This window comes from Streptomyces sp. NBC_01506 (assembly GCF_045040295.1).
GTDB lineage: Bacteria > Actinomycetota > Actinomycetes > Streptomycetales > Streptomycetaceae > Streptomyces.
This window is the reverse complement of record NZ_CP109422.1, coordinates 766,967-783,019: the sequence shown is the minus strand read 5'-3', so window position 1 is coordinate 783,019 and position 16,053 is coordinate 766,967. Positions and strand designations below refer to the sequence as shown.

At 71.0% G+C, this 16,053-nt stretch carries 1 protein-coding gene (running past one end of the window); it reads left to right on the top strand.

The annotated features are described in order from the left end of the window. A protein-coding gene (locus tag OG329_RS03125) for an SDR family NAD(P)-dependent oxidoreductase (RefSeq protein ID WP_405792576.1) crosses the window boundary here: on the top strand, positions 1-16,053 show its 3' portion. It extends 2,043 nt beyond the left edge of the window; 16,053 of the gene's 18,096 nt are visible here — the last part of the coding sequence; its start codon lies beyond the left edge, outside the window; it ends in the stop codon at positions 16,051-16,053.

The following is a 16,053-nucleotide window of genomic DNA, read 5'->3' as shown; positions in this document are numbered from 1 at the left end:
GATGGGGTGCAGATCGCGGCGGTGAACGCCGCCGGTAGCGTGGTGCTGTCCGGGGTCGAGGACGCCGTGCTGGCGGTTGCCGGCCGGTTCGAGAAGTCGACCCGGCTGCGGACGAGTCATGCGTTCCACTCGGTCCTGATGGAGCCGATGTCGGAGGAGTTCGCCGCGGCGATCGGGGAGGTGACGGTCAATGAGCCGGTCATCCCGGTCAGTGCGACGGTTGCTGGGCCGGGCCGGTTCGGGGACGCCGCGTACTGGGTGCGGCAGGTGCGTGAGCCGGTGCGGTTCGCCGATGCGGTCAGTGCGGCGGCGGCCGATCGGGTGCTGGAGATCGGCCCGGACGGCGCGCTGTGCGCACTGCTCACCGACACCCCGGCCGTCCCCCTGCTGCGCCGGGATCGGGACGAGCCGGAAACCGCGCTGCGCGCACTCGCCGCGCTGTATGTCACGGGCACCGCTGTCGATTGGTCGGCGCTGACGACCGGTGGCCGTCTGATCAGCTTGCCGACCTACCCCTTCCAGCGGGAGCGGTACTGGCCCGCGGCCGGTCCGCGCAGCGGTGACGCGGCCGGACTCGGGTTGACGGCCATCGACCATCCGTTGCTCGGTGCGGTCGCGGTCTCGGCGGGCGACGGAGGCGTCATCGTCACCGGCCGCCTCTCGCCGGCGACGCAGCCGTGGCTCGCCGACCACGACGCCGGGGGCGTCACGGTCTTCCCCGGCACCGGATTCCTCGAACTGGTGCTGTGCGCGGCGGACCAGGTCGGCTGTGACCAGGTGGAAGAGCTCACTCTCTCGGCGCCCCTCATTCTTCCCCCCGACGACGCGGTGGCCGTACAGGTGTGGCTCGGCGCAGCCGACGAGACCGGCCGCCGCGAGGCGCGGATGTACTCGCGTCCCAGCCAGTTGCCCGAGGGCGAGTGGACGCAGCATGCCACCGGCGTCGTGGCGCGCGGGGTGCACCTGTCGGGTCTGGAGACCCGGGCATGGCCGCCGGAAGGCGCGCGGCCCGTCGACCTCGACGGTCACTACGACCGGCTCGCCGCCAACGGCCTCGTGTACGGGCCGCTCTTCCGGGGGCTGCGCGAGGTCTGGAGGGTCGGCGACGACATCTACGCCGAGGTCGCGCTGCCCGAGGGACTGCGCGGCCGCAGTCCGGAGGCGGGCGCGTTCGGCATCCACCCGGCGCTTCTCGACGCGGCGCTACAGGCAAGCTGGTTCGCCGCCGAGAACGAGGGCCGCAACCTCATGCCGTTCTCCTGGCGGGGCGTCAGCCTGCACGCTTCTGGTGCGTCGGTGCTGCGGGTCCGGTGGAGCGCGGGCGGCGCGGGCCTCGCGTTGTCGGCGGTGGACGCGGCCGGAGATCCGGTGATCAGCGTCGAGTCGCTCACGGTGCGCGAAGCGCTCACCGACCGGGGTGACGATCGCGGTGTGCGTGACTCCCTGTTCGATGTGGCCTGGATGCCGGTCGAGCCGTCGTCGGCGGCGGCGTCGGTCTCGGCGGCGGGGACGGGGACGGGAGCGGCCTGGGCTGTCGCGGACCTGGCGGATGTCCGAGAGCTGGCGGATCCGCTTCCTGACGTGGTGCTGGCGCGTGTAGGCGGGGAAGACTCGGCGCGGTCCGTCACGGGGCAAGCTCTGCGGCTGATGCAGCAGTGGCTGGCTGACGAGCGGTTCGCTAGCTCGCGCCTGGTGTTCGTGACGTGCGGTGCGGTGGGATCGGAAGTGCGTGAGTCGGGGCTCGGCGCTTCGGCGCTGTGGGGTCTGGTGCGTTCGGCGCAGGCGGAGCATCCGGGACGGTTCGCGCTGGTCGATGCCGAGCCCGGCGCGGACCTCGCGGCGGTGCTGCCGGTGCTGGCCGACGGCGAGGAGCAACTACAGGTGCGTTCCGGCGTCGTGCGAGTCGCACGCCTGCACCGACTGGGCTCGCTGGTGCCTCCGGGGGAGGGGAGTTGGCGGTTGGTCGCGCGGGAGAAGGGCAGCCTGGACCAGCTCGCGTTGGTGCCGGACGAGGGTGCGGGTGGGCCGTTGTCGGGTGCGCAGGTGCGGTTGCGGGTGTCGGCCGCGGGGTTGAACTTCCGTGATGTGCTCAATGTTCTGGACATGTATCCGGGCGACGCCGGTCCGCTCGGCCGCGAGGCTGTGGGTGTGGTGACGGGGGTTGGCCCGGAGGTTGTGGGGTTGTCTGTGGGTGATCGGGTGATGGGGATTGTGGACGGGGCTTTCGCGGAGTCGGCGGTTGCTCCGCATGAGCGGATGTTGGTGCGGGTGCCTGAGGGTTGGTCGGATGAGGTTGCGGCTTCGGTGCCGTTGGTGTTTTTGACGGCGTGGTATGGGTTGACGCGGTTGTCGGGGGTGGGTCCTGGTTCGCGGGTGTTGGTTCATGCGGGGGCTGGTGGTGTGGGGATGGCGGCGGTTCAGATTGCGTTGTATCTGGGTGCTGAGGTGTTTGCGACGGCGAGTGAGTCGAAGTGGGGTGTGTTGCGGGGGTTGGGGGTGGCGGAGGAGCGGATCGCTTCGTCGCGTGATACCGGTTTCGCGGAGCGGTTCCCGTTGGTGGATGTGGTGCTGAATTCGCTGGCGGGTGAGTTTGTGGATGCGTCGCTGGGGTTGTTGCGGCCGGGGGGCCGGTTCTTGGAGATGGGTAAGCGGGATGTGCGTGAGCCGGAGGGGGTCGATTATCAGGCTTATGACCTCGCGGAGGCCGGCCCTGAGTTGATGGGGGTGATGTTGTCGGAGTTGTTGGAGTTGTTTGCGGGGGGTGTGTTGTGTCCGTTGCCGGTGCGTTCGTGGCCGGTGGGTCGGGTGGTTGAGGCGTTCAGGTTTATGTCGCAGGCGCGGCATGTGGGGAAGTTGGTGGTGACGATGCCGCGGGTTTGGGATGGTGAGGGTGCGGTGTTGATCACGGGGGGCAGTGGTGGGTTGGCGGGTGTGCTGGCGCGGCATTTGGTGGTGGATCGTGGTGTGCGGGATGTGGTTCTGGTGAGTCGTAGTGGTGGGGATCCGGGTGGGTTGGTGGGGGAGTTGGCGGGGTTCGGGGCTGAGGTGTCGGTGGTGGCGTGTGATGTGGGTGATGCGGAGGCGGTTGGTGCGTTGGTGGGTGGGTTGGGGCGTCCGGTGACGGCGGTGGTGCATGCGGCTGGGGTGTTGGATGACGGTGTGGTAACTGGTTTGAGTGTGGAGCGGCTTGAGCGGGTGCTGGCGCCGAAGGTGGACGGGGCGTGGAATCTGCACCAGGCGACTCTGGACCAGCCACTGGCCGCGTTCGTGCTGTATTCGTCGGCGGCGGGTGTGATGGGTGCGCCGGGGCAGGGGAGTTACGCGGCGGCGAATACGTATCTTGACGCGTTGGCCGGGTATCGGCACACGCTCGGACTGCCCGCGACCTCCATCGCCTGGGGACCATGGGACCCGGCCGTCGGCATGACCGCGGGCCTTTCCGAAACCGACACCCGCCGGACCGCCAAGGCCGGTGTCCTGCACATCGACGCCGCCCGGGGCACCGCCATGTTCGACGCGGCCGTCGCCTCGACCGGCCACCCGCTCGTCGTCGCCACCACACTGAGCACGGGGCCGTCGGCCGCCACGCAGGTTCCGCCGATCCTGCGCGACCTCGTCAGGACCGCTCGCCGCACGGCCGCCGCCGCTTCGCCCGCCGGCACCGGCCTGGCCGCGAAGATCTTCGCGCGGCGGGAGGCCGACCGTCTCGCCCAGCTCGTCGAGGTCATCCGTACCGAGGCGGCGGCCGTGCTGGCGTACGAGTCGGTCGCGGCGATCGGCCCGCGCCAGGAGTTCCGTGACCAGGGCTTCGACTCACTCAGCGCGATCGAACTGCGCAACCGGCTCGCCACCGTCACCGGCCTGCGGCTGCCCGCGACCCTCGTGTTCGACTACCCGAACCCGACCGCGCTGGCCGGTTTCCTGCTGACCGAGCTCACCGGAGCCGGCCTGCAGGCAGCCGCGCCAACCGCTTCCACGGCCGTCACGCACACCGACGACCCGGTCGTGATCGTCGGGATGAGCTGCCGGTATCCGGGCGGCATCCAGTCGCCCGACGACCTGTGGGACTTGGTCGCGCAGGGCGATCACGCCGTGGTTCCCGCCCCGACCGACCGCGGCTGGGACCTCGGCTCGGAGCAGGTGCTGGGCGGATTCCTGCGGGACGCGACGGAGTTCGACGCCGCGTTCTTCGGCATCTCGCCGCGCGAGGCGCTGGCGATGGACCCGCAGCAGCGCGTCGTGCTCGAAGCCGCCTGGGAGGCATTCGAAGGGGCCGGGATCGACCCGCACAGCCTCGCCGGGACCGAGACCGGCGTGTACCTCGGTGCCACCGACGCGTCCTACGGTGCCTTGCTGACCAGCGCGGGCGGTGCCGGGGTCGAGGGCTACATCATGACCGGGACGACCACGAGCGTCATCTCCGGCCGGGTCGCCTACACGTTCGGGCTCGAAGGCCCCGCCGTCAACATCGATACGGCGTGCTCGGCGTCGCTGGTCGCGCTGCACACGGCGGCTCAGGCGCTGCGCTCCGGCGAGTGCTCCCTGGCGCTCGCGGGCGGTGTCGCGGTCCTCGCCCTGCCCGGTGCGTTCAGCGAGTTCGCCAAGCAGGGCGGGCTCGCCCCGGACGGCCTGTGCAAGGCGTACTCGGACGCCGCGGATGGTACGGGGTGGGCCGAGGGTGTGGGGATGTTGGTGCTGGAGCGGTTGTCGGACGCCGAGCGTCGTGGTCATCGGGTGTTGGCGGTGGTGCGTGGGTCGGCGGTGAATCAGGATGGTGCGTCGAACGGTTTGACGGCGCCGAACGGTCCGTCGCAGCAGCGGGTGATTCGGCAGGCGCTGGCGAACGCGGGTCTGCGTGGGCGTGATGTGGATGTGGTGGAAGGGCATGGGACGGGGACGCGGTTGGGCGATCCGATCGAGGCGCAGGCTGTGCTGGCGACGTACGGGCAGGATCGGGATGCGCCGGTGCTGCTGGGCTCGATCAAGTCGAACATCGGCCACGCGCAGTCGGCCGCCGGTGTCGCCGGTGTGATCAAGATGGTGCAGGCGATGCGGCACGGCGTCGCCCCGAAGACCCTCCATGTCAGTTCTGTCATGTCGCAGGTCGACTGGGACGCCGGCGCCGCCTCCGTGCTCACCGAGGCGGTGGACTGGCCGGAAACCGGACGGCCGCGGCGGGCAGCCGTGTCGGCGTTCTCCGTCAGCGGGACCAACGCACACGTCATCCTCGAACACCCGCCGGCCGCCGCCCCGTCGGGTCAGGCCGCCGATGACGTGCTGCCGCTCGTCGTCTCGGCCCGCTCGGCGCAGGCTCTCGACGCTCAGCTCGAACTCCTCGACTCGGTGCCGTCCACCGCGGACGCGGCGTACACCCTGGCGGCCGGTCGGGCCGCGCTCGATCACCGGGCGGTGGTACTGGCCTCTGCGGACGGCCATCGGGTCACCGCGGCCCACGGACCGGCCGCCCCGGGCCGCTTGGTGTTCGTGTTCCCTGGTCAGGGTTCGCAGCGGCTGGGAATGGGCCGCGAGCTGTACGGCCGGTTCCCGGTCTTCGCGGCGGCGTTCGACGAGGTGCTCTCCCGCCTGGATCCGGGCGTGCGTGACGTGATGTGGGGTGAGGATGCCGCGCTTCTCGAGGACACGGGGTGGGCGCAGCCTGCCCTGTTCGCGCTTGAGGTCGCGTTGTTCCGGCTGGTGGAGTCGTGGGGTGTGCGGCCGGACGTACTGATCGGGCACTCGTTCGGAGAGCTGGCGGCGGCGCATGCCGCCGACGTGCTGACCCTCGATGAGGCGTGCGCGATCGTGTCGGCGCGGGCCCGGTTGATGGCGAGCCTGCCGCGTGGCGGGGCGATGGTCGTGGTGCGCGCGTCCGAGGCCGACGTGGTGCCGCTGCTGACCGCGGGCGTGGAGATCGCCGCGGTCAACGGCGCGCGGAGTGTGGTGCTGTCAGGCGTCGAAGACGCCGTGCTCGCGCTCGCCGGCCGGTTCGAGAAGTCGACGCGCCTGCGCACCAGCCACGCCGCCCACTCGACCCTGATGGAGCCGATCCTCGCCGAGTTCGCCGCCGCCATCGACGGGGTGAAGCCCGGCGAGCCGACCGTGCCCGTGCGGTCGACCGCGCCCGTGGACGTCCGCTTCGGTGAGGTCGAGTACTGGGTACAGCAGGCGCGCGAACCGGTGCGGTTCGCCGACGCGATCGGTGCCGCGGCGCCGGACCGGGTGCTGGAGATCGGCCCGGACGGCACCCTGTGCGCCCTGCTGCCCGACCTGCTCGCCGTACCGGTGCTGCGCAGGGACCTGGGCGAGCAGGAGGCGGCGCTGCGGGCGCTGGCCGCGATCCACGTCGCGGGGTCCGAGGTGGACTGGTCGGCACTGATCGGCGGCGGCCGGCTGACCGACCTGCCGACCTACCCGTTCCAGCGGGAGCGGTTCTGGCCCGACGGCGCGGCCGGTGCCGCGAACCTGCCAGGAGCCGGGCTCCTTCCGGTGGCGCATCCGCTGCTCGGTGCCGCGGTCTCCCTCGCGGACGGCGGCGGCCTGCTGCTGACCGGCCGTCTCTCGCTGGCGGCGCAGCCGTGGCTGGCCGACCACCGGGTCAACGGGACCGTGCTGGTTCCCGCCACGGCGTTGCTGGAGATGGCGATCCGGGCCGGCGACGAGGTCGGCTGCGCGGCGCTCGGCGATCTCACGCTGCTGATTCCGCTGGTGCTGCCCGACCTGGGCGGCGTCCAGGTCCAGATCCGGGTCGGGGAGCCGGACCCGTCCGGCGCCAGGACGGTGACCGTGCACTCCCGGCCCGACGGCGTGGCCGAAGCGCCGTGGACCGGCCACGCCAGTGGAACGCTGACCCCCGACACGAAGGCCGGCGACCCGGGGTTCGCCGCCGCATGGCCGCCGCCGGAGGCCGAGGCCGTCGACGTGGAGGGCTGCTACGAACGGTTCGCCGCGGCCGGATTCGGCTACGGCCCGGCATTCCAGGGACTGCGCGCGGTCTGGCGGCGCGGCGACGAGGTGTTCGCGGAGGTCGCGCTGCCGGACCGGGTGACCAGGTCGGACGACTTCGGCCTGCATCCGGCTCTGCTCGACTCGGCGTTGCACGCGCTTCTGCTCACCCGGCCGACGACCGAGGAACCGCGGTTGCCGTTCGCGTGGGAGGGCGTGACGCTGCATGCCTCCGGTGCGTCGGCGCTGCGGGTCCGGTTGACCGCCGCCGGCCAGGACCGGATGGCCATCGAGGCCGTGGACCCCGGGGGCAACCCGGTGATCTCGGTGGCGGCGCTGCACGACCGCCCGATGGCGGACGCTCCGGCTCCCGCCGCGCCGGCCGCCGCCGATTCGATATTCGTCGTCGAGTGGCAGCCGGTCTCCGCCGCTACGCGGACGCCGGTCGGCGCGATCGCCGTGCTGGGCGCGGGATTCGACGAGATCGACGCCGCCCGAGCCGCCGGCCTCGACTCGCTCGCCGAGCTGGACCCGGTCCCGGATCTCGTGATCGTGGCCGGTGAGTCCGGCACGTCGGCATCCGGCGGATCGGCCGGCAGCCGGGCGGCCGCCGTCCGCGCGCTCGATCTGGTCCAGGGTTGGCTGACCGCCGACGAGCGGCTGAGTGCCTCCCGGCTCGTGGTGGTCACCAGCGGCGCCGCTGGTCCGGAGGTGACGGATCTCGAAGCGTCGGCGGTGTGGGGTCTGGTGCGTTCGGCGCAGGCCGAGCATCCGGGGCGGTTCGCACTGGTGGATGTGGAGTCGCCCGAGGACATCGCGGTCGCACTCGACGTGCTCGCGGATGAGCCTCAGCTCGCGGTACGGGGCAAAGTGGCGCACGGCGCGCGACTCGGCCGGTTCGCCACAGCCGGCTCGCTGGTGCCTCCGGGGGAGGGGAGTTGGCGGTTGGTCGCGGGGGAGAAGGGCAGTTTGGATCGGTTGGCGTTGGTGCCGGACGAGGGTGCGGGTGGGCCGTTGTCGGGTGCGCAGGTGCGGTTGCGGGTGTCGGCCGCGGGGTTGAACTTCCGTGATGTGCTCAATGCGCTGGGGATGTATCCGGGCGACGCCGGCCAACTGGGCTGTGAGGCTGTGGGTGTGGTGACGGGGGTTGGCCCGGAGGTTGTGGGGTTGTCTGTGGGTGATCGGGTGATGGGGATTGTGGACGGGGCTTTTGCGGAGTCGGCGGTTGCTCCGCATGAGCGGATGTTGGTGGGGGTGCCTGAGGGTTGGTCGGATGAGGTTGCGGCTTCGGTGCCGTTGGTGTTTTTGACGGCGTGGTATGGGTTGACGCGGTTGTCGGGGGTGGGTCCTGGTTCTCGGGTGTTGGTTCATGCGGGGGCTGGTGGTGTGGGGATGGCGGCGGTTCAGATTGCGTTGTATCTGGGTGCTGAGGTGTTTGCGACGGCGAGTGAGTCGAAGTGGGGTGTGTTGCGGGGGTTGGGGGTGGCGGAGGAGCGGATCGCTTCGTCGCGTGATACGGGTTTTGCGGATCGGTTCCCGTTGGTGGATGTGGTGCTGAATTCGCTGGCGGGTGAGTTTGTGGATGCGTCGCTGGGGTTGTTGCGGCCGGGGGGCCGGTTCTTGGAGATGGGTAAGCGGGATGTGCGTGAGCCGGTGGGGGTGGACTACGCGGCGTTCGATTTGTCGGAGGCCGGCCCTGAGTTGATGGGGGTGATGTTGTCGGAGTTGTTGGAGTTGTTTGCTGGGGGTGTGTTGTGTCCGTTGCCGGTGCGTTCGTGGCCGGTGGGTCGGGTGGTTGAGGCGTTCAGGTTTATGTCGCAGGCGTGGCATGTGGGGAAGTTGGTGGTGACGATGCCGCGGGTTTGGGATGGTGAGGGTGTGGTGTTGATCACGGGGGGCAGTGGTGGGTTGGCGGGTGTGCTGGCGCGGCATTTGGTGGTGGATCGTGGTGTGCGGCATGTGGTTCTGGTGAGTCGTAGTGGTGGGGATCCGGGTGGGTTGGTGGGGGAGTTGGCGGGGTTCGGGGCTGAGGTGTCGGTGGTGGCGTGTGATGTGGGTGATGCGGAGGCGGTTGGTGCGTTGGTGGGTGGGTTGGGGCGTCCGGTGACGGCGGTGGTGCATGCGGCTGGGGTGCTGGATGACGGTGTGGTAACTGGGTTGAGTGTGGAGCGGCTTGAGCGGGTGTTGGCGCCGAAGGTGGACGGGGCGTGGAATCTGCACCGGGCGACTCTGGATCAGCCACTGGCCGCGTTTGTGCTGTATTCGTCGGCGGCGGGTGTGATGGGTGCGCCGGGGCAGGGGAGTTACGCGGCGGCGAATACGTATCTTGACGCGTTGGCCGGATATCGGCACACCCTCGGACTGCCCGCGACCTCCATCGCCTGGGGACTGTGGCAGAACATCGGCATGACCGCGGACACACAGGTCGGAGCCGAAGCCGGGATCGGGATCGAGCAGGGCAACGCCATGTTCGACATCGCGGTCGGTTCGGCGGACCCGCTCGTGGTGCCGGTGCTCGCCCCGCCGACGCCGGCGGCCGGCGACGTGCCGGCGCTGCTGCGCGGCCTGGTCCCCGGCGGGCGTCGGCGCAGCCGCGCCGTCGCCGCGGCCGGGTCGGCCGCCACGGACTTCGCCGAGCGGCTCTCCGTGCTGCCCGAGGCGGACCGCCTGCCGTTCGTCGTCGACCTCGTCCGCGCCGAAGCCGCCATGGTGCTCGGCCACGCCGGCCCGGACCGGATCGGTTCCCGCCAGGATTTCAGCGTCCAGGGGTTCACCTCGCTCGGCGCCGTCGAGCTGCGCAACCGGCTCGCCACCGTCACCGGCCTGCGGCTGCCCGCGACCCTCGTGTTCGACTACCCGAACCCGACCGTGCTCGCGACGTATCTGAGCGCCGAGATCACCGGGCAGGAGCCAGCCGCGCCAACCGCTCCCACGGCCGTCACGCGCACCGACGACCCGGTCGTGATCGTCGGGATGAGCTGCCGGTACCCGGGCGACGTCCGTTCGCCGGAGGACCTGTGGCGCCTCGTCGCCGAGGGGCGCGACGCGGTCACGCCGGCACCGACGGACCGGGGCTGGGAGGTGGACGCGGAGCTGCTGGGCGGATTCCTGCGGGACGCGACGGAGTTCGACGCCGCGTTCTTCGGCATCTCGCCGCGCGAGGCGATGGCGATGGACCCGCAGCAGCGCGTCGTGCTCGAAGCCGCCTGGGAATCCCTCGAGACGGCGGGAATCGACGTGTCGTCGCTCGCCGGCACGACGACCGGCGTGTACCTCGGCGCCGGGGACACCGAGTACGGCACCCTGCTGGCCGGGGAGCCGGGCCACGAGGGCTTCGTGATGACCGGTACCACGTCCAGCGTGATCTCCGGCCGCGTGGCGTACGTCCTGGGGCTGGGGGGTCCGGCGATCACCGTCAACACGGCGTGCTCGTCATCGCTGGTGGCGCTGCACCTCGCCGCGCAGGCCCTGCGCCTCGGCGAGTGCTCGCTGGCTCTCGCCGGCGGCGTCGCGGTCCTGTCCTCTCCCGGACCTTTCGGCGAGTTCGCCAAACTGGGCGGCATGGCCGGCGACGGACTGTGCAAGTCCTATTCCGATGCCGCGGATGGTACGGGGTGGGCCGAGGGTGTGGGGATGTTGGTGCTGGAGCGGTTGTCGGACGCCGAGCGTCGTGGTCATCGGGTGTTGGCGGTGGTGCGTGGGTCGGCGGTGAATCAGGATGGTGCGTCGAACGGTTTGACGGCGCCGAACGGTCCGTCGCAGCAGCGGGTGATTCGGCAGGCGCTGGCGAACGCGGGTCTGCGTGGGCGTGATGTGGATGTGGTGGAAGGGCATGGGACGGGGACGCGGTTGGGCGATCCGATCGAGGCGCAGGCTGTGCTGGCGACGTACGGGCAGGATCGGGATGCGCCGGTGCTGCTGGGCTCGATCAAGTCGAACATCGGCCACGCCCAGGCCGCGGCCGGTGTCGCCGGTGTGATCAAGATGGTGCAGTCGATGCGGCACGGCGTCGCCCCGAAGACCCTGCACATCGAGACGCCGTCATCACATGTGGACTGGGCCGCGGGCGACGTGCGCCTGCTCACCGAACCTGCCGAGTGGCCCGCGGTGAACCGTCCGCGCCGCGCGGCGGTGTCGTCGTTCGGCATCAGTGGCACCAACGCCCACGTCATTCTCGAAGAGCCGGTCGAAGAGCCGGTTGATGTGTCGGGTTCGGACTCGGGTTCGGACTCGGACGTGGCTTCGGGTGCGGTGCCATGGGTGGTGTCTGCGCGGTCGGCGGCGGCGTTGGGCGTGTTGACGGGGCGGGTCGTCGAGGCGGCTGCCGATTGCTCCGGGGTGGATGTCGGGCGGTCGTTGGCTACTCGTCAGGTGTTCGAGCATCGTGCGGTGTTGCTGTCGGACGGGTCGGAGCTGGCGTCGGGGCGGGGTGTGCCGGGCCGGTTGGTGTTCGTGTTTTCGGGTCAGGGTTCGCAGCGGTTGGGGATGGGGCGTGGGTTGTACGGCCGGTTCCCGGTGTTCGCGGCGGCGTTCGACGAGGTGCTGTCTCGTCTTGATCCGGGTGTGCGTGATGTGGTGTGGGGTGAGGATGCCGGGCTTCTTGAGGACACGGGGTGGGCGCAGCCTGCTCTGTTCGCGCTTGAGGTCGCGTTGTTCCGGTTGGTGGAGTCGTGGGGTGTGCGGCCGGACGTGGTGGTCGGTCATTCGGTGGGGGAGTTGGCGGCGGCGTATGTGGCCGGGGTGTTGTCGTTGGATGACGCGTGTGCCGTGGTGTCGGCTCGGGCTCGGTTGATGGCGGGGTTGCCGCGTGGGGGAGTGATGGTGGCGGTGCGGGCGAGTGAGGCCGACGTGCTGCCGCTGCTGAGCGATGGGGTGCAGATCGCGGCGGTGAACGCCGCCGACAGTGTGGTGCTGTCCGGGGTCGAGGATGCCGTGCTGGCGGTTGCCGGCCGGTTCGAGAAGTCGACCCGGCTGCGTACGAGTCATGCGTTCCACTCGGTCCTGATGGAGCCGATGCTGGCCGAGTTCGCCGCGGCCATCGATGGGCTCGTGGTAAGGGATCCGGTGATTCCGGTGGTATCGACCGTTGCGGATGGTGGGCGCTTCGGCGAGGTGGAGTACTGGGTGCAGCAGGTGCGTGAGCCGGTGCGGTTCGCCGATGCGGTCGGTGCGGCGGCGGCCGATCGGGTGCTGGAGATCGGCCCGGACGGCGCGCTGTGCGCATGGGTACCGGATGCGCTCGCTGTTCCGTCGTTGCGCCGGAATCGGGACGAGGCCCAGTCGCTGTTGGGTGCGGTGGCGGCGCTGCATGTGGCCGGTGTCGATGTGGACTGGTCCGTGCTGGCCGCCGGTGGCCGTCTGATCGACCTGCCGACCTACCCGTTCGAGCACGAGCGGTACTGGCCCGCGACCGGCCCGCGCAACAACGACGCCGCAGAACTCGGCCTGACCTCGGCGACGCACCCGCTGCTCGGCGCCGCGGTCTCCCTCGCGGACGGCACCGGTGTGCTCCTGACCGGCCGTCTCTCGCTGGCGGCACAGCCGTGGCTCGCCGACCACCGGGTCGGTGGCAGGGTACTGGTCCCCGCTACGGCGCTGCTGGACCTGGCGGTGCGGGCCGGTGACGAGGTCGGCTGCGGCTCGGTCGCGGACCTGACCCTGATCGCACCGCTGGTGCTGCCCGAGCGCGGCGGCGTGCGGATCCAGGTACGGGTCGAGGGTGTCGAGGGTTCGGATGCGAGCGGCACCAGGACGGTGACCGTGCACTCCCGCCCCGATGACGCGTCAGCCGATGCGCAGTGGATCAGCCACGCCGCGGGAACGCTGTCTGCCGACCCGCGGACCGGCGACGCCGGCTTCGCCGCCACCTGGCCGCCGCCGGGTGCCGATCCGGTCGACGTGGAGGGCTGCTACGACCGCTTCACCGACCTGGGCTTCGGCTACGGCCCCGCGTTCCACGGCCTGCGCGCGGTCTGGCGGCGCGGCGACGAGGTGTTCGCGGAGGTCGCGTTGCCGAACCGGGTCACCGGTGCGGAGAGTTTCGGCCTGCATCCGGCTCTGCTCGACTCGGCGTTGCACGCACTGCTGCTCACCCGGGAAACGGGTGAGGGCCAACGGCTCCCGTTCGCCTGGGAGGGCGTGACGCTGCACGCCTCGGGCGCGTCGGCGTTGCGTGTCCGGCTGGTCGACGGAGGCACCGACCGGGTCGCCATCGAAGCGGCCGACCCGGCCGGCCGGTCCGTCCTGTCCGTTGCCGCGCTCCGCGACCGCGCGGTGAGCGGTGCTCCGGCCACTTCGAGCGCCGCGGACACCGATTCGCTGTTCCTGGCGCGCTGGCTGCCTGCCGCCGCCGAACCGGTGGCGGACGGACGGACGGTCGGCGTGCTCGGCGACGAGCCGTCCGGGCTGCGCGACCTCGCCGGCCTCAGCCTCGTGCGGGCCGCGGGTCTCGCCGGGTTCGCCTCCCTCGACCCGGTGCCTGCCACGGTGCTCGTCGCGCTCGGCGGTGGCGAGGGCGCCGGTCCGGACGCGGTCCGCCGGATCACCGGCCGGATGCTCGATCTCGTGCGCGACTGGCTGGCCGACGAGCGCTTCGCGGCGTCCCGCCTGGTGGCGGTCACCACCAAAGCCGCCGGTCCTGACGCGACCGATCTCGCGGCGTCCGCGGTGTGGGGCCTGCTGCGGACCGCGCAGTCCGAGCACCCCGGCCGGTTCGGACTGATCGACGTCGAGTCCGACCGAGACGTCGCGATCGGGCTGGCCCTGCTGGCGGACGAGCCGCAAGTCGTCGTGCGGGACGGCATCGGGCACACCGGCCGACTCGCCCGGTTCGCTTCGGCCGGCGGTCTGGTGCCGCCGTCCGACGGCGATTGGCGGCTCGTCTCCCGTAAGCGCGGCAGCCTGGACCAGCTCGCGTTGGTGCCGGACGAGGGTGCGGGTGGGCCGTTGTCGGGTGCGCAGGTGCGGTTGCGGGTGTCGGCCGCGGGGCTGAACTTCCGTGATGTGCTCAATGCGCTGGGGATGTACCCGGGCGACGCCGGCCAACTGGGCTCCGAGGCCGTGGGAATCGTGACCGAGGTGGGTCCCATGGTGCGCGAACTGCGTCTGGGGGACCGGGTCATGGGCCTGGTGCCGGGTGGCATGGCGTCGAGCGTGGTGGTGCCCGACGAACGTATGTTGGCACGGGTTCCCGAGGAGTGGTCGGACGAGATCGCGGCTTCGACGTCGCTCGTGTTCTTGACGGCGTGGTATGGGTTGACGCGGTTGTCGGGGGTGGGTCCTGGTTCTCGGGTGTTGGTTCATGCGGGGGCTGGTGGTGTGGGGATGGCGGCGGTTCAGATTGCGTTGTATCTGGGTGCTGAGGTGTTTGCGACGGCGAGTGAGTCGAAGTGGGGTGTGTTGCGGGGGTTGGGGGTGGCGGAGGAGCGGATCGCTTCGTCGCGTGATACCGGTTTCGCGGAGCGGTTTCCGTTGGTGGATGTGGTGCTGAATTCGCTGGCGGGTGAGTTTGTGGATGCGTCACTGGGGTTGTTGCGGCCGGGGGGCCGGTTCTTGGAGATGGGTAAGCGGGATGTGCGTGAGCCGGTGGGGGTGGACTACGCGGCGTTCGATTTGTCGGAGGCCGGCCCTGAGTTGATGGGGGTGATGTTGTCGGAGTTGTTGGAGTTGTTTGCGGGGGGTGTGTTGTGTCCGTTGCCGGTGCGTTCGTGGCCGGTGGGTCGGGTGGTTGAGGCGTTCAGGTTTATGTCGCAGGCGCGGCATGTGGGGAAGTTGGTGGTGACGATGCCGCGGGTTTGGGATGGTGAGGGTGCGGTGTTGATCACGGGGGGCAGTGGTGGGCTGGCGGGTGTGCTGGCGCGGCATTTGGTGGTGGAGCGTGGTGTGCGGCATGTGGTTCTGGTGAGTCGTAGTGGTGGGGATCCGGGTGGGTTGGTGGGGGAGTTGGCGGGGTTCGGGGCTGAGGTGTCGGTGGTGGCGTGTGATGTGGGTGATGCGGAGGCGGTTGGTGCGTTGGTGGGTGGGCTGGAGCGTCCGGTGACCGCTGTGGTGCATGCGGCTGGGGTGCTGGATGACGGTGTGGTGGGTGGGTTGAGTGTGGAGCGGCTTGAGCGGGTGTTGGCGCCGAAGGTGGACGGGGCGTGGAATCTGCACCGGGCGACTCTGGATCAGCCACTGGCCGCGTTCGTGCTCTACTCGTCCGTCGCCGGGATCATCGGCGGGCCCGGCCAGGCCAACTACGCCGCCGCCAATACGTACCTCGACGCCCTCGCCCAATACCGGCAGGACCGCGGGCTTCCGGCGCTCTCGCTCGCGTGGGGTCCCTGGGAGGACCTCGGGATGGCCGCCGAACTGCCCGACAGCCGATCCGGCCGGCTCGCGCGGATCAGCCCCGACAAGGGACTGGCGATGTTCGACACCGCGATGAACGCGGCATCGGCGCTGCTCGTCCCGCTCGCCCTGCGACCCGCGGACCCCGGCGCCGCCGCCGCGGCCGACGGACCGGTGCCCGCGATGCTCCGCGATCTGGTCGGCACTCAGCGCCGGTCGGCGGCGGGAATCACCCGCACCCCGGACGGGACCGCGCACGACATCGCCGGATTGCGCCCGGAGGCCAGGCTGCGCTACCTCGTCGATCTGGTCCGCGCCGAGGCCGCAGCGGTCCTCGCCCACAACACGGCCGACCGCATCCTGCCCGACCAGGAGTTCCAGCAGCTCGGCTTCGACTCGCTCACCGCGGTCGAACTCGGCAACCGGCTCGGGGCGGCCACCGGTCTGCGACTGCCCGGGACCCTGGTCTTCGACTACGCGACCCCGGCCCAGCTCGCCGAGCACCTGCTGGGCGAGCTGGCACCGCCGAGCGCGGCGGTCGACGCGGGACCGTCGGTCCTCGCCGAACTCGACCGCCTGGAGGCCGCCTTGGCGGTCGGCGACCTGGACGATCCGAGCCGGGCCGGGGTCGCGACCCGGCTGCGGCAGATGCTCGACCGGTGGAACGCGGCCGGGGGCGGGCAGAACGCCGAGCCCGCGTCGGCGGCGGACCACATCGAGAGCGCGACGGCGGACGAGATCCTCGCCTACATCGACAACGAGCTCGGCCGGCGCAGCGGCTGA